Consider the following 20,547-nt stretch of genomic DNA (forward strand, 5'->3'; position numbering starts at 1 on the left):
TCGCGAGGGGGCCGGTTTTCCCGGCCCCGCCCCGGTATCAGCCGATGCTCAGCGCCTCGGCGTTCCAGATGTCGCGCATGTAGCCCCGGATCGTCCGGTCGGACGAGAACCATCCCGACCGCGCGGTGTTCAGCACGGCCATCCGGTTCCATGCCGCCCGATCGCGCCAGGCGGCATCGACCTCGCGGCTGGCGCGCCAGTAATCGCTGAAATCGGACGAGACGAGGAAGTAATCCTGCCCCGACACGTTCTCGGTGATCGCCTCGAACCGGTCGCCGAAGGTGCCCGACCGGATCGCGTCGAGCGCGCGGGCAAGCCGCGGATCGGCCTCGATCGCCGCGCGGGCATGGTCGTGCATCTCGCGCCGCGCGACCACCTCGGAGGCGGTCATGCCGAAGAGAAAGAAGTTCTCGGCCCCGACCAGTTCGCGGATCTCGACATTGGCCCCGTCGAGCGTGCCGATGGTCAGCGCGCCGTTCAGCGCGAATTTCATGTTGCCGGTGCCAGACGCCTCCTTGCCGGCGGTCGAGATCTGCTGGCTCAGCTCGGCCGCGGGGATCAGGCGCTCCGCGAGGCTGACGTTGTAATTTGCCGGATAGGCCACGCGCAGCAGGTGGTTCGTCGCCGGGTCGGCATTGATGACGTCGCCCACCGCGTTGATGAGGTGAATGATCTCTTTGGCGAAGACATAGCCGGGCGCGGCCTTCCCGCCAAAAATCTTGACCCGCGGGGTCCAGTCGCCCGTGGGGTCGTCGCGCATCTCCTGCCACAGGGCGATGGTTTCCAGCACGTTGAGATGCTGGCGCTTGTATTCGTGGATGCGCTTGATCTGCACGTCGAACATGGCGTCGGGATCGACGGGCAGGTCGCGCCCGGCGAGATTGCCGGCCAGATCGACCTTGTTCGCCCGCTTGATCGCGTCGAACCGCTCGAGGAACCCGGCATCCTCGGCCATCGGCTCGAGCTCGGCCAGCCGTTCGAGATCGTCGGCCCAGCCAATGCCGATCGCTTCGGTGATCAGCGCCGAGAGCCGCGGGTTGGCCGACACCATCCAGCGGCGCGGCGTCACGCCGTTGGTCTGGTTCACGATCCGCTCGGGATGCAGGCGGTGCAGCTCGGCGAAGACGGTTTCCTTCATCAGCTCGGTATGCAGCCCCGAGACGCCGTTCACCTTGTGCGCCATCGAGAAGGCCAGCGGCCCCATATGCACGTCGCCATCGCCCAGCATCGTCACCCGCCGGTCGGGATGGGCCTCGGCATGGGCCGCGTCGATCCGCTCGATCAGTTGCAGGTGGCGCGGCAGGAGGCTGCCCATGAGCCCCTCGCTCCACCGCTCAAGCGCCTCTGGCAGAAGCGTGTGGTTGGTGTAGCCCAGGCACCCGCGTGCGGTCTCGATGGCGCGCGGCAGGTCCATCCCGCGCTCGTCATGCAGCAGCCGGACGAGTTCGGGCCCCGCGATGGCGGGATGCGTGTCGTTGAGCTGGATCGCCACCTTGGAGGGCAGAAGCGACAGGTCGTCGTATTCGGTGTCGAACCGGCGCAGGATGTCGCGCAGCGACGCGGCGGTGAAAAAGAATTCCTGCTTGAGGCGCAGGCGCTTGCCCTCTTCGGTGGTGTCGTCGGGATACAGCACCCGGCTGATCGTGCGCGCCGTGTTCTCGGCCTCGGCCGCGCCGAAATAGTCGCCCGCGTTGAACCGGTCGAGGTCGAACACCGTCTCGGGGCGGGCCGACCACAGCCGCAGCGTGTTGGCCCATTTACCGTGCCAGCCGATGATGGGGGTGTCGGTCGCCTGCGCGATCACGCGCTCGTCCGGGGTCCAGACCATGCGCCCGCCAAGCTCGCGCACCTCTCCGCCGAAACCCACGGGGATCGTCGCCTCGGGGCGCTCGAACTCCCAGGCGTGAAGCTCCGACAGCCAGTCCTCGGGCGCCTCGACCTGGCGCCCGTCGCGAAAGCCCTGGCGGAACAGCCCGTGCTCGTAGCGGATGCCGTAGCCGTAGGCGGGGCAGCCCAGCGTCGACATGGACTCGAGGAAACAGGCCGCGAGCCGCCCCAAGCCGCCATTGCCGAGCGCGGCGTCGGGCTCGTCGGCCATGACCGTCCTGACGTCGAGGCCGAATCCCTCGAACGTCTCGTGCGCCTCGTCGAGCAGCCCGAGATTGACGACCGCATCCTCGAGCAGCCGGCCGATCAGGAACTCCATCGACAGGTAGAACACCCGCTTGCCCTGCCGGGCATAAGTCTCGCGCGTCGAGGCGAACCACGGATCGACGATCCGGTCGCGGATGGCAAAGCTCAGCGCCTGACGCCAATCGGTGATCGTGGCGTGTTCGGCATCCTTGCCCAGCGAATATTTCAGGTGCTGAAGCACCGCGCTGCGCAGGTCCGTCGCCGGGATCGCGGCGGTAAGATCTTTCATGTCACTACTCCGTCGTCGGCCCGCGGGCCGCGGCACGTCAATTCATGTCTGATGCTGTTAGCGTGCGAATTGCGACGCTTTGAGGGTCATGACAAGGGCAAGATCGCGGCAGCGGCCCGAAACTCGCCGGATCGTGACAGGATGGTGACGCTTGGCGGGCCGTCTCAGCCGTCCAGCCCCAGCCGGTCGCGGATGAAGGCCAGCGCGATCTGCAAGCCGTCGGGCGCGATCCCGTGCCCCGTTCCGGGCGAGACATGCGCAAAGACGTCGAGCCCCGCGGCCTGAAGCGCGCCTGCGGCCTCGGGCAGAGCGGCGGGCGGCACGACCTCGTCGGCATCGCCGTGGATCAGCAGCACCGGCGGCCGCGACACCAGTTCGTCCTCGAGCGCGTCGGGCCTGAGCAGCCGTCCCGAGAACCCCACCAGCCCCGCGACCGGCACCGCGCGGCGCAGCGCGACATGCAGCGCCATCATCGTCCCTTGGCTGAACCCCACCAGCACCAGCCGGTCGGGCGCGATCCCCTCGGTCTCGAGCACCTCGTCGAGCCAGGCGTCGAGATCGCCCGCCGCGCGGTCGAGCCCGGCCTCGGCCTCGGCCGGGTCCGAGCCGTCGATCCACGGGATCGGAAACCACTGGAACCCCGCCGGGTTCACCACCGACATCTCGGGCGCATCGGGGGCGAGGAACGCCGTATTGGGCAGGTGCGGCGCCAGCGGATCGGCCAGCCCCAGCAGGTCGGCCCCGTCGGCGCCGTAGCCGTGCAGGAACACCACGACCGACCGCACCTCGCCCGAGGCGGGGCCCCTGCGCCGCGCCTCGAGGCGCCTCGTCGCTGTCGTCATCCGATCCCCTCGCGTCCCTTTTCGTGGGCGTAATAGGCCCATAGCCCGCGCGCCGCAACGCCGCGCCAGGGCGACCACGCCCCGGCGAGGTCGCGCAGCGCTCGCTCGGTCGGGCGGGCGGGCAGCTCGAACAGCATCCGCGCGCCTTCCTGCAAGGCGAGATCGCCCGCCGGGAACGCATCCGCCCGGCCGAGCGAGAACAGCGCGTAGATCTCGGCGGTCCAGCGGCCGATGCCCGGCACCTCGACCAGCCGGGCCACCACCGCGTCGCTGTCCTGCGTCGCCAAGGCCTCGAAATCTATCTCCGCCTCGGCCAGCGCGCGGAGATAGCGCGCCTTGGGCCGCGACAGCCCGCAGGCGCGCAGCTCCTCGTCGGTGGCGGCACGGATCGCGTCGGGCGCGGTCAGCCCCGCCGCCGCGACGCGCCCGCCGATGGCGCGGGCCGAGGCCACGCTGACCTGCTGGCTCACGATGGCATCGACCAGCGCCCCGAACCCGCCCGCGCGCAGCCGGTCGGGCCAGGGGCCGGTGGCCGCAAGCGCATGGCCGAAACGCGGCTCGATCAAGCAGAGCGCGGCCGCGCCCTCGGCCACGCAGCCGGGGCCCAGGATCACCCGCTCAGTCAAGGCGTCGCGCCCAGGCCAGCGCCGCGCTGACCGTCTCGAGCCGCACGCCCTCGGGCAGCAACGGCCGGCGGATCATCGACACCCGGATGCCGCAGATCCGCGCCGCGTCGAGCTTGGCCCGCGCGCCGTTGCCCCCGATATTGCGCGTGATGAGCCGGCGTATCCCCAGCCGCTCGAACAGCTCGGCCTCGCCGCGCATGTCAAAGGGGGGACGGCTCAGAACCCAGCCGCCCCGCTCGAAGGGGAAAGTCTCGGGCACGGCGACGAGCTGGCGCACATGCACGACCCGGCCGGGCAGCGCGCCATAGGCATGCAGACGGTCGCGCCCCGTGGCGATGAACAGCACGTCGCCCGGCGCGGTCTGTCGCGCGGCATCGGCCTCGTCCTGCGCGAAATCCCACAGATCGCCCTCGCTCGGAGTCCATGTCGGGCGGATCACGCGAGCATAGGCGACGCCCTGCGCGCGGCAGGCCTCGACCGCCTGGAAACTGTCGTCGCTGGCAAAGGGGTGGCCCGCGTCGAGCACCCCGTCGATCCGCTGCGCGGCGAGATAGGCGCCCAGCTCGTCGGCCGAGGCGAATCCCCCGATCCTGAGCGGCACGCCCAGGCCCTGCGGTGGGCGCTGCGCGGCCGAGGCGGACGCGACGAGCCCGATGCCCGCCTGGCTCGACAGCGCCTGCGCAAGCTGGCGTGCCTCGCGAGTGCCGGCCAGAAGCAAAAGCTTCATGTCCGCCCCGCCCCGGCGCGGCGTGAAATCGAGCGCGACCCCATGTCTTCCCGATCCTTCGAGCCTGTCCCCGCGCGCGGTCCGGTCCCGTCATGGCCGCGCGTTCCCGGCCCAAGATCGCCCGACTGCGCGCGGCGTCAAGCCGTGACCGCGATACACGGCAAGGTTGCGCCGGGTTCTGGCAGGCGCGCACCGGTCGCGGCCACTTTCCTCCGGCGCGGGGCGGGGCTATGGCTGCGCCATGAGCGATGTCACCCTCTCCCCCGACGACCGCGTCGCGCGGCGCAACGTCCTAGTCCTCGTCGCGGCGCAGGCCGTGCTCGGCGCGCAGATGACGGTCGTGTTCGTGGTCGGCGGCCTTGCGGGGCAATCGCTGGCCGCCAATCCCTGCTGGGCGACGCTGCCCATCTCGTTCATCGTGCTGGGCTCGATGCTGGCCGCGCAGCCGCTGGCCTGGCTGATGCAGCGCGCGGGACGGCGGGCGGGCTTTCTGACCGGGGCCGCGGCCGGCGCGGCGGGCGCCGCGATCGGCGCGCTGGGGCTGGTGCAGGACAGTTTCGTCATCTTCCTGGCGGGCTCGCTCCTGACGGGCATCTACATGAGCGCGCAGGGCTTCTACCGCTTTGCCGCCGCCGACACCGCGTCCGAAAGCTACCGGCCCAAGGCGATCTCCTACGTCATGGCGGGCGGGCTCGCCGCGGCGATCATCGGCCCCCAGATCGTCAAGCTGACTGCCGAGGCCTACGTGATCCCCTTTCTCGGCTCGTATCTCGCCGTCATCGCGCTGAACCTCGCCGGGGCGCTGCTGTTCTTCGGGCTCGACATCCCGCGCCCGCCGGTCCCCGAGGCTGACGCCCCGTGCGGGCGGTCCCGGCGCGAGCTTCTGGCGACGCCGCGCATCGCCGTGGCGGTGATCTGCGGCATGGTGTCCTATGCGTTGATGAACCTCGTGATGACCTCGACGCCCCTTGCCGTGGTCGGCTGCGGGTTCACCACGGGCCGCGCCGCCGATGTCGTGACCGGGCATGTGCTGGCCATGTATGCGCCCAGCTTTTTCACCGGGCACCTGATCGCGCGGTTCGGGGCGACGCGGATCGTCGCGGCGGGGCTGGTGCTTCTGGGGGCCGCGGGGGGTGTCGCGCTTGCCGGGGTGGAGCTGGTGAATTTCTTCGCCGCGCTGGTGCTGCTGGGACTGGGGTGGAATTTCGGCTTCATCGGGGCGACGACGATGCTGGCCGCCGCGCACCGCCCCGAGGAACGCGGGCGCGTGCAGGGCATGAACGACGCGCTCGTCTTCGGTTGCGTGACCATCGCCTCGCTCAGTTCGGGCGGGCTGATGAACTGCGCGGGCGGCACCGCGCAGGAGGGCTGGACCGCCGTCAACATCGCTATGCTGCCCTTCCTGACGCTGGCGGGCGGCGCGCTGGTCTGGCTGTGGATGAACCGCGGCCGCACCGCCTAGCCCAGGAGCGCCATCCGCAGTAGCCGCGCCTGCCGCACCGCGGGCGCGCGCGTCAGCCGCCCCTCGCGCACGCGGGCGGGCTCGGCCGCTGCACGGCGCAGCACGGGCACGGCTTCCCACGCGGCGAGGGCGGCGGGCCGCGCGAGCCGCGACACCGGCCCGACCAGCGCCAGCCCGCGCCGCGCCAGCGCGGCGATGGCCGCGTCGCCGTCATCGGGCAAGGGGGCGCGGTCGCGCGCGACAAAGGCCGGCACCGCCGCCAGCCAGCCCGCGAGGCCGCCCGCGACGCCCAGCGCGCGGCACGCCGCCTCGTCCGTCGCGCCGAGCGCGCGCGCCGCCGCCCACATCAGCCCGCCCGCCAGCGCGTCGAGATGCGCGAGCAGCGCGTCGGCATCCTCGAAACGGTCCCCCGCCACGTCCCAGCGCCGCGCGGCCACCACCCCGTCGAGCAGCGCGCATCCCTCGGCATCGAGCAGCGCGCCCAGCGGCGTCGCCACCTCGTGCCGGCGCGCGGTTTCGCCCGCCGCGATCTCGGCCAGCGCGTCGCGCCACCATTGCAGCCGCATCTCGGCGATGAGCGGCTCTGTCGTTACATAGGGCGCGCGCGCCGCCTCGACGTTCAGCGCATAGATGGGAAACAGCACCCCGCGCGCGGCGGGCGGCGCGGCCATCGCGGCGCGGAACCGGTCCGGGTCGCCCCGGCGCACGATATCGGCGCAGGCCTCGAGCGTCACGGCGCCGCCGCGTCGCGCAGCAGTTTCCAGTTCACCGCGTCGAGCAGCGCCTCGAAGGACGCGTCCACGATATTGGCCGAGACGCCGACCGTCGACCAGCGCCGCCCCTGCCCGTCCTCGCTGTCGATGATGACGCGGGTCTGCGCCTCGGTCCCGCCCTGCGTGATGCGCACCTTGAAATCGACGAGCCGCATATCCGCGATGGCGGCGCCATAGGGCCCGAGATCCTTGGCCAGCGCCTTGGCCAGCGCGTTGACCGGTCCCCGGTCCGACCCCTGCGCATCCATGCTTTCGGATACCGACAGGAACTTTTGGTCGCCGATCTTGACCACCACGACCGCCTCGGACAGCGAAACGGACCGGTTGCGCTTGTTCTTGCGCCGCTCGACGGTGACGCGATAGCGCTTGACCTCGAAAAAGCGCGGCCCCTGCCCCAGCGCCTCGCGCGCGACCAGCTCGAAACTGGCCTGCGCGGTGTCGTAGGAATAGCCGCGATCCTCGCGTGCCTTGACCTCGTCGAGGATGCGGCCCAGCCGCGGATCGCCCGGCGCGACCTCGATCCCCATATCGGCAAGCCGCGCGCGCAGGTTCGACTGCCCCGCCTGGTTCGACATCGGCACGACGCGGGTGTTCCCGACAAGGCCGGGGTCGATATGCTCGTAGGTGGCCGGGTCGCGCGCGATGGCGCTGGCATGCAGCCCAGCCTTGTGCGCGAATGCCGAGGCCCCGACATAGGCCGCGTTGTTGCGCGGCACCCGGTTCAGGATCTCGTCGAGGCGCCGCGACACCCGCGTGAGCGAGGCGAGGCCCTCGGCGCTCACCCCGGTCTCGAGCTGCCCGGCATAGGGCGGCTTGAGCGCGAGGGTCGGGATCAGGCTCACGAGGTTGGCGTTGCCGCAGCGCTCGCCCAACCCGTTCAGCGTGCCCTGCACCTGTCGTGCGCCCGCCTCGACCGCGGCCAGCGCGCCCGCCACCGCCATGCCGGTATCGTCATGGGTATGGATGCCCAGCCGCGCGCCGGGGATGCCGCAGGCGACGGCATCGGCCACGATCTCGCCGATGCGGCCGGGCAGCGTGCCGCCATTGGTGTCGCACAGCACGATCCAGCGCGCCCCCGCCTCGGCCGCCGCCTGAAGGCAGGCGCGCGCATAGTCGGGGTCGGCGGCATGGCCGTCGAAATAATGCTCGGCGTCGAATATCGCCTCGCGCCCCGAGGCCACGACATGCGCGATGCTGGCCGCGATATTCTCGATATTCTCGTCGAGCCCGATCCTGAGCGCCGTGCGCACATGGTAGTCGTGCGTCTTGCCCACGAGGCACACGGCCGGGGTGCCCGCGTTCAGCACCGCCGCCAGAACGTCGTCATTGGCGGCCGAACGCCCCGCCCGCTTGGTCATGCCAAAAGCCGCCATGGTGGCGCGGGTCCGCGGCGCATCCTCGAAAAAGGCGCTGTCGGTCGGGTTCGCCCCCGGCCAGCCGCCCTCGATATAGTCGATGCCCAGCCCGTCGAGCATGAGGGCGATGGCCCGCTTTTCGGCGGTCGAGAACTGCACCCCCTGCGTCTGCTGCCCGTCGCGCAGTGTCGTGTCGTAGAGATAGAGGCGATCGGTCATCCCACGCCGTCCAGCTTTGCCGCGTCGAACCCGGCGCCCGGAGACAGGCTGACGGCGTCGCGCGACATGCGCACCTCGACGCCCGCCTCGACCAGCCGCGCCTTGAGCGCGTCGAGCGCCGCGAAATCCTTGCTGGCCATCGCCTCGGCGCGCAGCTCGGCCAGCCGCGTCTCGAGCGCCGAGAGGTCGGGCGCCGCTGCCCAATCGCCCATGCCCTCGGCCAGCAGCCCCAGAAGCCCCGCGCTCGCGCGCAAGTCGCCGGGACGCGCCGCGCCCGCCTCGACGCGTGCGGCCAGCGCGTGAAGCGCGGTCAGCGCCGCGGGGGTGTTCAGGTCGTCGGCCAGCGCGGCGATCACCGCCGGGGCGGGATCCGCGGGCGGGGCGTCGCCCGCCAGCACGCGCCATTTGCGCAGCGTCGCCGCGGCGTCTTCGGCGCGGCGGTCGGTCCAGTCCATCGGCTTGCGGTAATGGGTGCCGAGAAAGACCATGCGGATGACCTCGCCCGGCACGCCGCGGTCGAGCAGATCGCGCACGGTAAAGAAATTGCCGAGCGACTTGGACATCTTGCGCCCCTCGACCAGCAGCATCTCGTTGTGCAGCCAGTAATTCGCCATCGGTGCCCCGCCATGGGCGCACCGGCTCTGTGCGATCTCGTTCTCGTGGTGGGGAAAGGTCAGGTCGTTGCCGCCGGCATGGATGTCGAACCGCTCGCCCAGCAGCGCGGCGCTCATGGCCGAGCATTCGATATGCCAGCCGGGCCGGCCCCGGCCCCAGGGGCTGTCCCAGCCGGGCTGGCCCTCGGCCGAGGGCTTCCACAGGACGAAATCCATCGGATCGCGCTTGTAGGGCGCGACCTCGACGCGGGCGCCGGCGATCATGTCCTCGACCGCGCGCCCCGACAGCGCGCCGTAGTCGGGAAAGCTCGAGACCGAGAAAAGCACATGCCCCTCGGCCTCGTAGGCATGGCCGCGGTCGATCAGCACCTCGATCATCGCGATCATCTGCGGAACGTAGGCAGTGGCGCGGGGCGCGTGATCGGGCGCGAGGTTGCCAAGCGCCTCCATGTCGTCGAGATACCAGCGCGCGGTTTCGGCGGTGATTTCTGAAATGGGCCGCCCGGTCGCGGCGGCACGGGCGTTTATCTTGTCGTCCACATCGGTGATATTGCGCACATAGGTCACGGCATCGGCGCCAAAGACATGGCGCAGCAGCCGATAGAGCACGTCGAACACGATGGCCGGGCGGGCATTGCCCATATGCGCACGGTCATAGACGGTCGGCCCGCAGACATACATCCGCACGTCTCCCGCATCCATGGGCACGAAATCGACCTTGGCCCGGCGGGCGGTGTCGGTCAGGCGGATCTGGGTCATGGCGGGCTCTGTCGGGGCGATGCGATTGCGCGAGGGTGTGGCAAGAACGCAGGCCCGGCGCAAGGGCGGCGCCGCCGGCGCGCAAACGCGAAAGGGCCGCACCCGTGTCCCGCCATGCGAAACACCGGTGCGGCCCCGATGGCCGCGCGGTGCGCGACCGTCAAGAGCGGCCGTCAGAAGCGGAACGTCACCCGCGCCTGAACCGTGGTCGCGTCGGCATCGATGCCCGTATCGTCGAAATCGTCGAACTGGTGATACAGAACTTCGCCGCCGATGGTCACGTTGTCGCGCAGCGCGTGCTCGACGCCCGCGCCCAGCACCCAGCCGTTATCCTCGAAATCGGTTCCACTAACATCGGCCTTGGCATAGGCCACGCCGCCCGTGCCGTAGACCAGCGTGCGCCCGCCGCCGTCGTAGCCCGCGCGCAGCTTGAGGCGGTGGACCTGGTCGATCGAGCCGGCATTGCCGAGGTCGATATCGGCCGCGTTGAGGTCGAGTTCGATACCCATCACGTAGTTGCCGAAATCGCGGTCGTAACCGGCGAACAGGCCGCCGATGGCACCTTCGCCCTCGGTATCGCCCGCGGTGTCGAGCTCACCCTGGCCAAAGCCCAGCGACGCACCGCCGTAGAAGCCCGTGAAATCGTAGCCCGGCGTAAAGACCGGCGCGGGGGCGGAATAGATCACCGGCTCGGGGGCCGGCATCTCGAGGTTGCCCGCCATGGCAGCGGTCGAGCTGGCAGCGACGAGCGCCGCGGCGCCGAAATATCTGAGTTTCATGGCATTTGCCCTTCGTTTAGTTCAGGCGGGCGTTGGATCGCCCGTCCAGAGACTACATAGGCGACCGAAACCGTTTCGTCCCGCGATCACGCAAGTTGTGATCGGCGGAAAGACGCCCTCGGCGGTCATCCGCCTGCCTTTTCCTCCAGGGTCAGCCAATCCTCCTCAGCAGCGGCAAGGGCGGCCTGCCGTTCGGCCAGTGCCTCGGTCGCCTTGGCAAAGGTCGCGGGCTGGCGGGTAAAGAGCTCGGGATCGGCGAGAACCGCCTCGATCCGGGCGATCTCGGCCTCGAGCGCGGCGATCCGGTCGGGCAATTCCCTGAGCCTGTGCGCCTCGGTAAAGCTGAGCCGCCCGGCGCGTTTCGGCGCGGCCGCCGCGGGTTTCGCGGCCGGCGCGGGCGCGTACGCGACGGCCGGGGCCGCGGGGGGCGTCTCGTCCGGTGCGGGACGTTGCGCGCGGTAGTCGCTCCACCCGCCGGCATAGACGGTCGCCCGCCCGTCCCCTTCGAAGGCGACGGTCTGCGTCGCCACACGGTCGAGAAAATCGCGGTCGTGGCTGACCAGCAGCACCGTGCCGTCATATTCGCCCAGCAGATCCTGCAACAGGTCCAGCGTCTCGACATCGAGATCGTTGGTCGGCTCGTCCAGCACCAGCAGGTTCGAGGGCTGCGCCATCAGCTTGGCCAGCAGCAGCCGCGCCTTTTCACCGCCCGAAAGCGAACGGACCGGCGCGCGGGCCTGCGCCTCGTCGAACAGGAACTCCTTGAGATAGCCCACCACATGCTTGGGCGTACCGCGCACCATCACCTGGTCGGCCGCGCCCGAGACGCGCAGCTCGGGCGATCCGACGAGGTTCTCCCACAGGGTCGCGTCGGGCATCAGGGCCGCGCGTGACTGGTCGAACACCGCGATCTCGAGATTGGTGCCCAGCTCGACCGTGCCGGTATCGGGCGCGATCTCGCCCGTCAGCATCTTGAGCAGCGTGGTCTTGCCAACCCCGTTCGGTCCGACAAAGGCCACCCGGTCGCCGCGCCCGATGCGCAGGCTGAAGGGGCGCAGGATGGTGCGCTCGCCGAAACTCTTGGAGATGTCGCGCGCCTCGATCACGCGCTTGCCGCTTTTCGGCCCCGCCTCGAGCGCCATGGCCGCCGTGCCCTGCCGCCGGATCTGGTTCGCCCGTTCCTCGCGCAGCGATTGCAGCGCGCGCACGCGGCCCTGGTTGCGCTTGCGCCGCGCGCTGATCCCCTCGACGGCCCAGCGGGCCTCGGCCTTGATCTTGCGGTCGAGCTTGTGGCGCTGCTGGTCCTCTTCCTCCCAGACGGAATCGCGCCAGTCCTCGAACCCCTCGAACCCGGTCTCCTGCCGCCGCACCGCCCCACGGTCGATCCAGAGCGTCGCACGCGTCAGCGCGCGCAGAAAGGCGCGGTCGTGGCTGATGACGACAAAGGCCGCGCGCGTCGTGCGAAGCTGCTCTTCGAGCCAGCCGATTGCCTCGATGTCGAGATGGTTCGTCGGCTCGTCCAGCAGCATCAGCTCGGGCGCCTCGGCCAGAAGCCGCGCCAGCGCCGCGCGCCGCCTCTCGCCGCCCGAAGCGCGTTCGGGCGTCTGCTCGGGGTCGAATTTCAGCCCCTCGGCCACCGCATCGACGCGCCATTCCTCGCCCATGTCGAGCCCCGCGGCCGCAAAGGCGCCCAGCGTGGCGAACCCCGTCATGTCGGGGTCCTGCTCCATGTAGCCGACCTGCGTGCCGGGCGAGGCCACGACCTCGCCGCGATCGACCTCGACGAGCCCGGCCATGACCTTCATCAGGGTGGACTTGCCCGAGCCGTTGCGCCCGACCAGCGCCACCCGGTCGCCCGGCTGGATCACGAGATCGAGCCCGTCGAACACGGGCGTGCCGCCAAAGGTCAGCGAGATGGAATTGAGCTGGAGAAGGGGTGCGCGCGCCATGGGGGCCGAGCTATGCCGCGCCCGCCGCGCCGTCAACGGGGCACGGGCGCGCTCAGCCCGCGACGGCGCGCAGCAGCCTTTGGCGGGCGGGCGGGATCGCGGCGATCTCGACCGCGGTAAAGACATGCAGCGTGCCCATCGCCGGGTCGATCACCGCGTGATCGCTGACCCAGCCCCCCATCGCGAGATAGGTCCTGAGCAGCGGCGGCATCGCGACCATCGCCCGGCGCGCCTCGGGCTCGACCCCGCCGCGCACGAGCGGCAGCGCGCCGGCCGCCCGCCGCTCGGGGCGCCAGTGCGCGGGGGCAAGGTGATGCGCGCCAAGCCAGTCCAGCGCCGGGCGGTGCGGCGCGGGGTCGGTGCCGGGAAACGAGGCGCAGCCGAACAGCATCCCGATCCCCTCGCGATCCACGATCCGCGTCAGCGCGCCCCAGGCCACGCGCAGGATATCGGCATCGCCCCGTGCGGGATGGGCGCAGAACCGCCCCAGCTCGAGCATGGGCTGGCCGAACCCCTCGAGCCGGGCGAGCCCGTAGGACCGCGCGGCGAGGCTCCGGTCCAGCTCGGCCCCGCTGGCCAGGCGCAGCACGCGGAAGGTCGCGACCGGCGCGCCGTCGCGCGCATCCTCGACCAGCATGTGCCGGCAGATCGCGTCATGCGGCTCGGGCCCCGCCCGGTCGGCGCGAAAGACCGCGCGCCGCAGCGCCATCGCGGCCGCGAGATCGGCGGGGCCGCGGGCCTCGCGCACGGCGAACCGCCCCCTCGTCAGGATCGACATGACGGCCACCTCCCTGCTGCGCGGCCCGCGGCGCACTCCCCGCCCCTTGGAGGATGCCCCGAAGCGCCTACCTATGCGATGGCAAAACGATATGCCGCCGCAGGTTCCCCGCCCCTCCCACGGGCCGGCCACCGGGACCGCGCCGGCGGGGAAAGGACAGCATGGACAAGATCGAGAAAAGCGATGCCGAATGGCGGGCCCAGTTGAGCGACCTGGCCTACAAGGTCACGCGCCGCCATGGCACCGAGCGGGCGGGCACCCACGAGGATTTCCCCGACGGCCCCGGCACCTATGACTGCGTGTGCTGCGGGCTGCCGGTCTTCGACCAGGCGCACAAGTTCGACAGCGGCACCGGCTGGCCCTCGTTCTGGCAGCCCGTCAAGGACGAGAACGTGGGCGAAAGCGAGGATCGCAAGCTCTTCATGAAGCGCACCGAGGTGCATTGCGCCCGCTGCGACGCGCATCTGGGCCATGTCTTTCCCGACGGCCCCCGCCCCACGGGGCTGCGCTATTGCATCAACGGCGTGGCGCTCGACTTCACGCCCGAGGGCTGAGGCGGGCGCGGGCGCCCGACCGGGTATGGGTACTTGGAAAAGAGAAGACGGGGGCGGTGCGCGACGGCGCCGCCCCCGTCGCGTCAATTGACGAAATCGCCGAGCGCGAAGTTGCCCACATTGCCGAAGAGCTGGCGGAGGAACCCGATCTCCTGCACGCCGGTATCGGTGATGCGGCGCGAAAGCGGCACCACACGGCCCCGCTCCAGCCCAAAGCGCGAGACATTGCTGACCCGCCCCGCGGGATCGAACTGGATCGACACGACCTGCCGGTCGATCTCGGCCTCGCGGCGGTAGCCGTATTGGCGGAACCGGCTTTGCACGTAGTACCAGCCGCTCTCGCTCAGGATGCCCGAGGCCGAGGGGCGCCCGATGGCCTGCCCGACCTCGGCCTTGGTGGTGACGCCGAGCTGCAGCTCGTTCAGCGCCTCGGGCGGCGGGACATAGCCGTGATTGCTGAAGATCGGTGCGCAGGCCGTGGCCGCCAGCAGGAAAACGGCGGCCAAAACGCCGCGCATGGTTGGTCTCATGTTCCGCCTGGCCCCTTGCCTGTCCCCGTTGCCGATCCCGGCCCCTGCGCCTAGGTGCTATATCGAAAGCCCCGCCGCGATCAAGTTTCGGAGACGCCATGCCCCCGCGCGCCAGTTCCACCACGATCCGCCTCGACCGGCCCGACCGCCGGGAGCTGACCTTCGAACTCGTTCCCGGCCCCGAGGAACGCGCCGCGCTGGCCGAGGCGCTGGAGCTGTCGGCCCTGCGCAAGCTGCGCTTTGCCGGGCATCTCGCGCCCGAGGGCGCGCGCGACTGGGTGCTCGAGGCGACGCTGGGAGCGACGGTCGTGCAGCCCTGCGGCATCACGCTCGAGCCGGTGACGACGCGGATCGACGATCCCGTGACGCGCCGTTACGCGGCCGCGCAAACGCCGGACCGGCGCGGGGGCGAACAAGGGCCGGGGCCCGGCGCCGAGATCGAGATGCCCGACGACACCGACACCGAACCGCTGCCCGCCGCGCTCGACCTCGCCGGGCTCATGGCCGAGGCGCTGGCGCTGGCGGTGCCGGCCTTTCCGCGCGCTCCGGGGGCCGAGCTGGGCGAGATCCGCGCCACGGCGCCCGGCGCGGCGCCGATCGAGGACGCCGCGCTCAAACCCTTCGCGGGGCTGGCCAAGGCGCTCGGGGACGCCGGGGACGACTGATTCCGGCCTTGCCAGGGGGGCGGGGCTCTCCTACCGTCGATGGCGAACCCGCCGGCATGCCTTGACGCCGCCCGCATCATCCAACGGAACCCCGACATGACCAGAACCCTGCCCTTCGCCCTTGCCGCCACCCTCGCGCTGTCCGCCTGCGTCGGCACCGGAACCCCGCAACCGACCCTGGGCCGCGTGGCCACGGGCGCTGGCATCGGCGCGGTCGCGGGCCAGGTCGTGGGCGGCGACACCCGCTCGGCCGCGACGGGCGCCTTCCTCGGCGGCATCGCGGCCGCCGCCACCGCGCCGCGCGCGCCCGCCTACGCCGGCGATCCCTGCGCCCAGATCGTCGACAACGCGGCCTATGCCGCCTGCCGCGAGGATGCCCGCCGCGCCGGCCGCATCTGATCGAACTTCTCCGGGGCGGCGCCGCCGAAAGGCTCCGCCCCTCGTCTTCTCTTTCGCAAATACCCATGCCCGGCCGCGTGCCGGGCACAGGCCCCGCCCCCGGCGCGCCTATCCCCGCGCGCAGCTCTCGACCGCGTCCGCCAGCCCGTGAAAGACCGACAGGTAGCGCTCGGTCCCGGTCAGACCCGCCTCTCCCATGATCGGCGCAGTCACGACCGGCAGGTCCAGCGTTGCCGACAGGCGGCGGGCCTCTTCGGCCTCCTCTCCCGGTGCGGCGATCAGGCAATGCGTCCCGCCGTTCGCGATGAGCTCGCGCAGCGCGCTGAGGCCCGCGGCACCCGGCGCGTCGCCCTCGCCGTCCTGCACCGCGGCCACCACCCCGAGCGCCAACGCCTCGCGCGCATGGCCCCAGGCGTCATGCACCGCGATGAGCGCCGCGTCATCGCCCGCCCCGGCGATCCGGTCGCGCGCTTGCGCCGCGGCCCCGGCGACCTCCGCGGCAGCCGCATCGGCCCGCGCGGCAAAGCCCTCGGCGGCATCGGGATCGAGCGCCCCGAGCGCCGCGGCCAGCCCGGCAAGCGCCGCTGCGCCATTGGCCGGATCGAGCCACAGATGCGGGTCGGTGCCGTCCCCGATCTGCACCGATACCCCGTCGATCGCCGCGATCTCGACATAGCGCCCGTCGCCCAACGCCGCCGTCGCGCGGTCGAGCCATGGCGTCAGACCCGCGCCATTGGCGACCACCAGATCGGCCCCGGCCAGCGCCCGTGCCTGGCTGGGGCGCAGCGCCGCGTGATGGGGGTCGGCCGCCTCGGGCAAAAGCGCCGTCACCTCGTGGTCCGGCCCCGCCACCGCTTCGACAAGCGCGGCCGTCAGCGGCGTATCGGCAACGATGCTCAGCGGGGCGGCCAGCGCGGGCGCACCCGTCAGGGCGAGGATGGCGGCAAGGGTATGGCGCGGGATCATGGGCGAAGGCTCCGGTGTCGAGGGTGAAAGGCGGGAATCGGGTCGAATGGCAGGAACGGGTCTTGCCTAGGTGAAATGTTATACTGTAACAACCCCGCATGAGTTGTCAGAGCTTCACCCCCCACGATCACGCCGCCTGTCGCGCCGAGGCGCTCGAGGCCGCGCGGGCGCGCTGCGCCGCATCCGGGCTGCGCCTCACCCCCGCACGCGAGCGGACGCTGGCGATCCTGCTCGATGCGCCGCGCGCGCTGGGGGCCTATGACATCCTCGGCCGGCTCGCCGCCGAGGGACATGGCGCGCAGCCTCCGGCGGTCTATCGCGCGCTCGACTTCCTGACCGCGCAGGGCTTTGCGCACCGGGTCGAAAAGCTCAACGCCTTCGTCGCCTGCGCGCGTCCGGGCGCCGCGCACCGGCCGTCCTTCCTGATCTGCCGCGGATGCGACGCCGTATCGGAACAGGCCGCGCCCGCGGCCCCGCCCGCGCTGGCCGCGGCCGCGCGGGCGGCGGGCTTTACCATCGAGGATACCGTTCTCGAGGCCACGGGCCTGTGCCCCGGCTGCATCGGAACCCGCGCGTGAGAGAGGCGTCCACGCTCGTCACGCTGGACCATGTGCGCGCCGCGCCCGGCGGGCGGCAGGTGCTGCACGATGTCAGCCTGGCCCTCGCCCCCGGAGAAATCGTCACCGTCGTCGGGCCCAACGGCTCGGGCAAGACCACGCTGATGCGCCTGATCCTCGGCGCGGTCGCGCCGGCGGGCGGCAGCCTGCGCCGCAAGCCCGGCCTGCGCATCGGCTATGTCCCGCAAAGGCTGGCGCTGGACGCGGCCCTGCCGATGACGGTGGCGCGGTTCCTGTCGCTGCCGCGCCGCCATTGCGCATCCGCCCGCGCCGTCGCGCTGGCCGAGGCGGGGCTGCCCGCCGATATCGCCGCGCGCCCGCTTCAGGCCCTGTCTGGCGGGCAGTTGCAACGGGTGCTGCTGGCGCGCGCGCTGATGTCCGCGCCCGATTTGCTGATCCTCGACGAGCCGACCACCGGGCTCGACCAGCCCGGCGCCGCGGCCTTCTATCGCCGCATCGAGGCCCTGCGCGATGCGCGCGGCTGCGCGGTGCTGATGGTCAGCCACGATCTGCATGTCGTCATGGCCGCGTCGGACCGGGTGATCTGTCTCAACGGGCATGTCTGCTGCGAGGGGACGCCCGAAACCGTGGCCTCGGCGCCCGAATATCGCGCGCTTTTCGGCACCGGAACGCAGGGCGCGCTGGCGCTCTATCGGCACGAGCACGGGCATCGCCACGACCACCCGCACCCCCTGCCGGACGCCCGCGACAGGGGGGCCGCGTGACGCTCGATCCGTTCCTGTTGCGCGCGGGGCTCGCGGGCCTGGGCCTTGCGCTGGCCGCCGCACCGCTGGGCTGTTTCGTCGTGTGGCGGCGGATGGCCTATTTCGGCGACGCCACGGCGCATGGCGCGCTGATGGGCGTGGCGCTGGCGCTGGCATTGTCGCTGCCCGTCTGGGTCGGCGTCGTCGCGGTGTCGGGGCTGATGGGGCTGTCGCTTTTGCGACTGACCGCGCGGGGCGACAGCGCCGACGTGACGCTGGGGGTGCTGTCGCATGGCGCGCTGGCGCTGGGGCTCGTGGCTCTGAGCCTCGCACCCGGCCGCGCGATCAGCCTCGAGGCGCTTCTCTTCGGCGATATCCTGTCGGTGAACTGGCGCGACGTGGCGCTCATCTGGGCCGGTGGCGCGGTGGTCGCGGGGGTGGTGGCGTGGCGCTGGTCGGGGCTGCTGATCGCGACGCTCGACCCCGATCTCGCCCGCGCGGACGGCATCGCGCCCGACCGCGAGCAGGCGATCCTCGTCGCCGCGCTGGCCTTGACCGTGGCCTTCGGGCTCAAGGTGGTGGGCGCGCTGCTCATCGGGGCGATGCTGGTCATCCCGCCCGCCACGGCCCGGCCGCTCGCCCGCACGCCCGAGGCGATGGCCGCGCTGACGGGGGCGGCGGCCGCGGCGGCCGTAATCGCGGGGCTGGGCCTGTCGCTCTGGCGCGACTGGCCGGCGGGGCCGGCCATCGTCTGCGCCGCGCTGGGGCTGTTCGCGTTGTCGCGCCTCGCGGGGCTGCGCGCGGCCGCCTAGCCGCGGAATCCCGTCGCCACGACGAATTTCTCGGACGAGTCGGACCGGCTCGAGGGCGGCTTGACGTTCGCCACCTTGTCGAAGCGGCGCTTGAGCTCGGCCTGCAACTCGCCCTCGGCCCCGCCGGCCAGCACCTTGGCGACGAATGTGCCGCCCGGTGTCAGCACGTCGAAGGCAAGCTGCGCGGCCGCCTCGCACAGCGCCACGATGCGCAGGTGGTCGGTCTGCTTGTGCCCCGAGGACGAGGCCGCCATGTCCGACATCACCACGTCGGCCGGCCCGTCGAGCCAGGCCTCGATCTGCGCATCCGCGCCGTCGGACAGGAAATCGAGCTGGTGGATCTCGGCGCCCGCGATCGGCTCGACCTCCTGCAGGTCGATCCCCAGCACGCGGCCCTGCGGCTTGCCGCCCCGGTCGCCGCGCGCGTTGACCCGCGCCACTGCGATCTGGCACCAGCCCCCCGGCGCGCAGCCCAGATCGACCACCCGCGCCCCCGGCACGAGAAAGCCGAACCGGTCGTCGAGCTCGGCGATCTTGAATACCGCGCGCCCGCGATACCCTTCGGCCTTGGCGCGCGCGACGTAGGGATCGTTGAGCTGGCGTTGCAGCCACAGCGTCGAGCTCAGCCGCCGCCCGCGCGCCGACTTGACCTTGACCGTCAGGTCGCGCTGTCCGCGTCCGCTTGTCTTCTTTGCCATTCGCGCCGTCCTTGCCACCTGCCCGCCAGATAGGCGCCATCGCGCCCCGGCGCTAGTAGCCGCCTTCCTCGAGGACGCCATCGGCCGACATCTGCGCGTAGAGCAACCCCTCGCGCAGGCCGCGATCGGCCACCGAAAGCCGGTCGGTGGGCCACACCCGCAGCAGCGCCTGCAGGATCGCGGCCCCCGACATGATGAGCGCGTGGCGGTCGCGCCCGATGCGCGGATCGGCCCGCCGCCCGTCCGGCCCCAGCGCGAGATATTCGCGGATCACCGCGTCGATCTGATCGGTCGTCATGCGCAGCCCGTCGACCCGGTTGCGGTCATAGCGGCGCAGGCCCAGATGGCTCGCCGCGACGGTCGTGATCGTGCCCGAGGTGCCGACGATCTGGAACCCGTCGCGTGCCTGCTCGCGCGCATAGGGCGCGAAACTGGCAAGATTTTCCTCGAAGAACCACGACATGAGCGCGAATCGTGCCGCATCGTTATGCACGTCGTCGAACTGCTCGCGCAGCGTGGCGACCCCCAGCGGCACGCTGATCCAATCCACCACCCGCGCCGCCGGAAAGGGCGAGCCGTCGGCGGGCTTGAACCCCGCATGCAGCCGCATGATCGCCCGCGCGCGGTCGTGGCGCGGCACGCGGGTGAGGTCGATCCACACAAGCTCGGTCGAGCCGCCGCCGATATCGACCACCAGCAATTGCTCGGTCCCCGCCGAGACCAGCGGCGCGCAGGAGATCACGGCGAGCCGCGCCTCTTCCTCGGGCTTGATGATCTCGACCTCGAGCCCGGTCTCGCGCCGGATCTGGCCGATGAACTCGCCGGCGTTCGACGCGCGGCGGCACGCCTCGGTGGCCACCAGCCGCATCCTCTTGACGTCGCGTTTCTGCAGTTTCGAGCGGCAGATGCGCAGCGCGTGGATCGTCTTGCCCATCGCGATCCGGCTGAGCCGCCCGGTCGCCTCGAGCCCCTGCCCCAGCGAGACGGATTTCGAGAAACTGTCCACGACGTGGAACTGGTTGCCCTTGGGTTGGGCAATCAGCATGCGGCACGAATTCGTGCCCAGATCCAGCGCGGCATAAAGCGCCGCCGGATCGTATCTGCGGGTGCCGGGCAGCTCGACCGGAACGGGAACCGGGAACGCGCCCGCACCACTCGGACGCCTGGGCGCCATCGTCGCGCCCTCCTGTAACTTGTGGACAACAGTAGGGATTGCATGGCCTTGACGCAAGCGCCGAGACAGGTCTTCGCCGCGCGACGCAGCGGAAGCTCATGGTCATTATGAAGATTTCCCCGC

At 71.4% G+C, this 20,547-nt stretch carries 21 protein-coding genes; 7 read left to right on the forward strand and 14 right to left on the reverse strand.

What is annotated here, in order from left to right:
- Nucleotides 1-37 precede the first annotated feature (37 nt).
- The 4 genes from E2L08_RS03470 to E2L08_RS03485 all read right to left on the reverse strand — a co-directional run bounded on the left by E2L08_RS03470 (nt 38) and on the right by E2L08_RS03485 (nt 4,617).
- A complete protein-coding gene (locus E2L08_RS03470; protein WP_133395662.1) occupies nt 38-2,422 on the reverse strand; it encodes a glycogen/starch/alpha-glucan phosphorylase in 2,385 nt (794 codons plus the stop codon).
- Between the two features lie 164 nt (nt 2,423-2,586).
- On the reverse strand, nt 2,587-3,264 hold the full coding sequence (locus E2L08_RS03475; RefSeq protein WP_133395663.1) for an alpha/beta hydrolase: 678 nt from the start codon (nt 3,262-3,264) through the stop codon (nt 2,587-2,589).
- Nucleotides 3,261-3,890 carry a DNA-3-methyladenine glycosylase family protein gene (locus E2L08_RS03480; RefSeq protein WP_133395664.1) on the reverse strand — a complete coding sequence of 210 codons (630 nt, stop codon included), beginning with the start codon at nt 3,888-3,890 and terminating at the stop codon, nt 3,261-3,263. Before E2L08_RS03480 ends, E2L08_RS03475 begins: the two co-directional genes overlap by 4 nt.
- Nucleotides 3,883-4,617: a precorrin-6A/cobalt-precorrin-6A reductase gene (locus E2L08_RS03485; RefSeq protein ID WP_133395665.1), complete on the reverse strand. Its 735-nt coding sequence runs from the start codon at nt 4,615-4,617 to the stop codon at nt 3,883-3,885. The genes E2L08_RS03480 and E2L08_RS03485 overlap by 8 nt, the downstream gene beginning before the upstream one ends.
- A 241-nt stretch (nt 4,618-4,858) precedes the next feature.
- Between E2L08_RS03485 and E2L08_RS03490 the strand changes: the two genes are divergently transcribed.
- Nucleotides 4,859-6,079, forward strand: a complete 1,221-nt coding sequence (locus E2L08_RS03490) for an MFS transporter (protein ID WP_133395666.1) — start codon at nt 4,859-4,861, stop codon at nt 6,077-6,079.
- On the opposite strand, the gene E2L08_RS03495 is transcribed toward E2L08_RS03490, so the two are convergent.
- The 6 genes from E2L08_RS03495 to E2L08_RS03520 form a co-directional block, all read right to left on the reverse strand.
- Nucleotides 6,076-6,813, reverse strand: coding sequence for a squalene/phytoene synthase family protein (locus tag E2L08_RS03495; RefSeq protein ID WP_133395667.1), 738 nt, complete (start codon nt 6,811-6,813; stop codon nt 6,076-6,078). The genes E2L08_RS03490 and E2L08_RS03495 overlap by 4 nt on opposite strands.
- Complete coding sequence (cimA, locus tag E2L08_RS03500; RefSeq protein ID WP_133395668.1) at nt 6,810-8,426, reverse strand: citramalate synthase; 1,617 nt, start codon at nt 8,424-8,426, stop codon at nt 6,810-6,812. Before cimA ends, E2L08_RS03495 begins: the two co-directional genes overlap by 4 nt.
- Nucleotides 8,423-9,799: a cysteine--tRNA ligase gene (gene cysS / locus E2L08_RS03505; protein ID WP_133395669.1), complete on the reverse strand. Its 1,377-nt coding sequence runs from the start codon at nt 9,797-9,799 to the stop codon at nt 8,423-8,425. Before cysS ends, cimA begins: the two co-directional genes overlap by 4 nt.
- A 173-nt stretch (nt 9,800-9,972) precedes the next feature.
- Nucleotides 9,973-10,578 (reverse strand): outer membrane protein, encoded by a 606-nt coding sequence (locus tag E2L08_RS03510; protein ID WP_133395670.1) that lies wholly within the window; start codon nt 10,576-10,578, stop codon nt 9,973-9,975.
- Nucleotides 10,579-10,703: 125 nt separating this feature from the next.
- Complete coding sequence (locus tag E2L08_RS03515) at nt 10,704-12,527, reverse strand: ABC-F family ATP-binding cassette domain-containing protein (protein WP_133395671.1); 1,824 nt, start codon at nt 12,525-12,527, stop codon at nt 10,704-10,706.
- Between the two features lie 52 nt (nt 12,528-12,579).
- Complete coding sequence (locus tag E2L08_RS03520; RefSeq protein WP_133395672.1) at nt 12,580-13,305, reverse strand: GNAT family N-acetyltransferase; 726 nt, start codon at nt 13,303-13,305, stop codon at nt 12,580-12,582.
- A 161-nt stretch (nt 13,306-13,466) separates the two neighbouring features.
- Between E2L08_RS03520 and msrB the strand changes: the two genes are divergently transcribed.
- The gene (gene msrB / locus E2L08_RS03525) at nt 13,467-13,859 is read left to right on the forward strand and encodes a peptide-methionine (R)-S-oxide reductase MsrB (protein ID WP_133395673.1); all 393 of its coding nucleotides are present in this window, start codon (nt 13,467-13,469) and stop codon (nt 13,857-13,859) included.
- An 83-nt stretch (nt 13,860-13,942) separates the two neighbouring features.
- On the opposite strand, the gene E2L08_RS03530 is transcribed toward msrB, so the two are convergent.
- A complete protein-coding gene (locus tag E2L08_RS03530; RefSeq protein WP_240758038.1) occupies nt 13,943-14,377 on the reverse strand; it encodes an outer membrane protein assembly factor BamE in 435 nt (144 codons plus the stop codon).
- 110 nt (nt 14,378-14,487) lie between these two features.
- Here E2L08_RS03530 and E2L08_RS03535 point away from each other — a divergent pair, with 110 nt between their 5' ends.
- Both E2L08_RS03535 and E2L08_RS17200 read left to right on the forward strand, forming a co-directional pair.
- Entirely contained in the window at nt 14,488-15,054 is a 567-nt protein-coding gene (locus tag E2L08_RS03535) for a YceD family protein (RefSeq protein ID WP_133395675.1), read from the forward strand.
- Between the two features lie 96 nt (nt 15,055-15,150).
- Entirely contained in the window at nt 15,151-15,453 is a 303-nt protein-coding gene (locus E2L08_RS17200) for a YMGG-like glycine zipper-containing protein (RefSeq protein ID WP_240758040.1), read from the forward strand.
- A gap of 108 nt (nt 15,454-15,561) precedes the next feature.
- Here E2L08_RS17200 and E2L08_RS03545 read toward each other — a convergent pair whose 3' ends face one another.
- Nucleotides 15,562-16,419: a metal ABC transporter substrate-binding protein gene (locus E2L08_RS03545; RefSeq protein WP_133395676.1), complete on the reverse strand. Its 858-nt coding sequence runs from the start codon at nt 16,417-16,419 to the stop codon at nt 15,562-15,564.
- Between the two features lie 98 nt (nt 16,420-16,517).
- Here E2L08_RS03545 and E2L08_RS03550 point away from each other — a divergent pair, with 98 nt between their 5' ends.
- From E2L08_RS03550 to E2L08_RS03560, 3 genes are read left to right on the forward strand one after another with little or no spacing between them, the layout of a single operon-like run.
- A complete protein-coding gene (locus tag E2L08_RS03550; RefSeq protein WP_133395677.1) occupies nt 16,518-16,997 on the forward strand; it encodes a Fur family transcriptional regulator in 480 nt (159 codons plus the stop codon).
- Nucleotides 16,994-17,761, forward strand: a complete 768-nt coding sequence (locus E2L08_RS03555) for an ATP-binding cassette domain-containing protein (protein WP_370450577.1) — start codon at nt 16,994-16,996, stop codon at nt 17,759-17,761. Before E2L08_RS03550 ends, E2L08_RS03555 begins: the two co-directional genes overlap by 4 nt.
- Nucleotides 17,758-18,552, forward strand: a complete 795-nt coding sequence (locus tag E2L08_RS03560; RefSeq protein ID WP_133395678.1) for a metal ABC transporter permease — start codon at nt 17,758-17,760, stop codon at nt 18,550-18,552. Before E2L08_RS03555 ends, E2L08_RS03560 begins: the two co-directional genes overlap by 4 nt.
- Here the strand turns inward: E2L08_RS03560 and E2L08_RS03565 are convergent.
- Together E2L08_RS03565 and E2L08_RS03570 are read right to left on the reverse strand one after the other, a co-directional pair.
- Entirely contained in the window at nt 18,549-19,250 is a 702-nt protein-coding gene (locus E2L08_RS03565; protein WP_133395679.1) for an RlmE family RNA methyltransferase, read from the reverse strand. The two genes, E2L08_RS03560 and E2L08_RS03565, sit on opposite strands and share 4 nt — an antisense overlap.
- Nucleotides 19,251-19,302: 52 nt before the next feature.
- A complete protein-coding gene (locus E2L08_RS03570) occupies nt 19,303-20,424 on the reverse strand; it encodes a Ppx/GppA phosphatase family protein (RefSeq protein ID WP_133395680.1) in 1,122 nt (373 codons plus the stop codon).
- Nucleotides 20,425-20,547 lie beyond the last annotated feature (123 nt).

This window comes from Palleronia sediminis (assembly GCF_004358695.1).
GTDB lineage: Bacteria > Pseudomonadota > Alphaproteobacteria > Rhodobacterales > Rhodobacteraceae > Palleronia > Palleronia sediminis.

Bases quoted from the DNA above. Each gene is read 5' to 3' on its own strand.
- E2L08_RS03490 (WP_133395666.1), top strand. From the start codon at position 4,859: ATGAGCGATGTCACCCTCTCCCCCGACGACCGCGTCGCGCGGCGCAAC.
- E2L08_RS03535 (WP_133395675.1), top strand. From the start codon at position 14,488: ATGCCCCCGCGCGCCAGTTCCACCACGATCCGCCTCGACCGGCCCGAC.
- E2L08_RS03475 (WP_133395663.1), bottom strand. From the start codon at position 3,264: ATGACGACAGCGACGAGGCGCCTCGAGGCGCGGCGCAGGGGCCCCGCC.
- cysS (WP_133395669.1), bottom strand. From the start codon at position 9,799: ATGACCCAGATCCGCCTGACCGACACCGCCCGCCGGGCCAAGGTCGAT.
- E2L08_RS03485 (WP_133395665.1), bottom strand. From the start codon at position 4,617: ATGAAGCTTTTGCTTCTGGCCGGCACTCGCGAGGCACGCCAGCTTGCG.
- E2L08_RS03515 (WP_133395671.1), bottom strand. From the start codon at position 12,527: ATGGCGCGCGCACCCCTTCTCCAGCTCAATTCCATCTCGCTGACCTTT.
- E2L08_RS03520 (WP_133395672.1), bottom strand. From the start codon at position 13,305: ATGTCGATCCTGACGAGGGGGCGGTTCGCCGTGCGCGAGGCCCGCGGC.
- E2L08_RS03470 (WP_133395662.1), bottom strand. From the start codon at position 2,422: ATGAAAGATCTTACCGCCGCGATCCCGGCGACGGACCTGCGCAGCGCG.
- cimA (WP_133395668.1), bottom strand. From the start codon at position 8,426: ATGACCGATCGCCTCTATCTCTACGACACGACACTGCGCGACGGGCAG.
- E2L08_RS17200 (WP_240758040.1), top strand. From the start codon at position 15,151: ATGACCAGAACCCTGCCCTTCGCCCTTGCCGCCACCCTCGCGCTGTCC.
- E2L08_RS03570 (WP_133395680.1), bottom strand. From the start codon at position 20,424: ATGGCGCCCAGGCGTCCGAGTGGTGCGGGCGCGTTCCCGGTTCCCGTT.
- E2L08_RS03510 (WP_133395670.1), bottom strand. From the start codon at position 10,578: ATGAAACTCAGATATTTCGGCGCCGCGGCGCTCGTCGCTGCCAGCTCG.
- E2L08_RS03545 (WP_133395676.1), bottom strand. From the start codon at position 16,419: ATGATCCCGCGCCATACCCTTGCCGCCATCCTCGCCCTGACGGGTGCG.
- msrB (WP_133395673.1), top strand. From the start codon at position 13,467: ATGGACAAGATCGAGAAAAGCGATGCCGAATGGCGGGCCCAGTTGAGC.
- E2L08_RS03565 (WP_133395679.1), bottom strand. From the start codon at position 19,250: ATGGCAAAGAAGACAAGCGGACGCGGACAGCGCGACCTGACGGTCAAG.
- E2L08_RS03530 (WP_240758038.1), bottom strand. From the start codon at position 14,377: ATGCGCGGCGTTTTGGCCGCCGTTTTCCTGCTGGCGGCCACGGCCTGC.
- E2L08_RS03550 (WP_133395677.1), top strand. From the start codon at position 16,518: ATGAGTTGTCAGAGCTTCACCCCCCACGATCACGCCGCCTGTCGCGCC.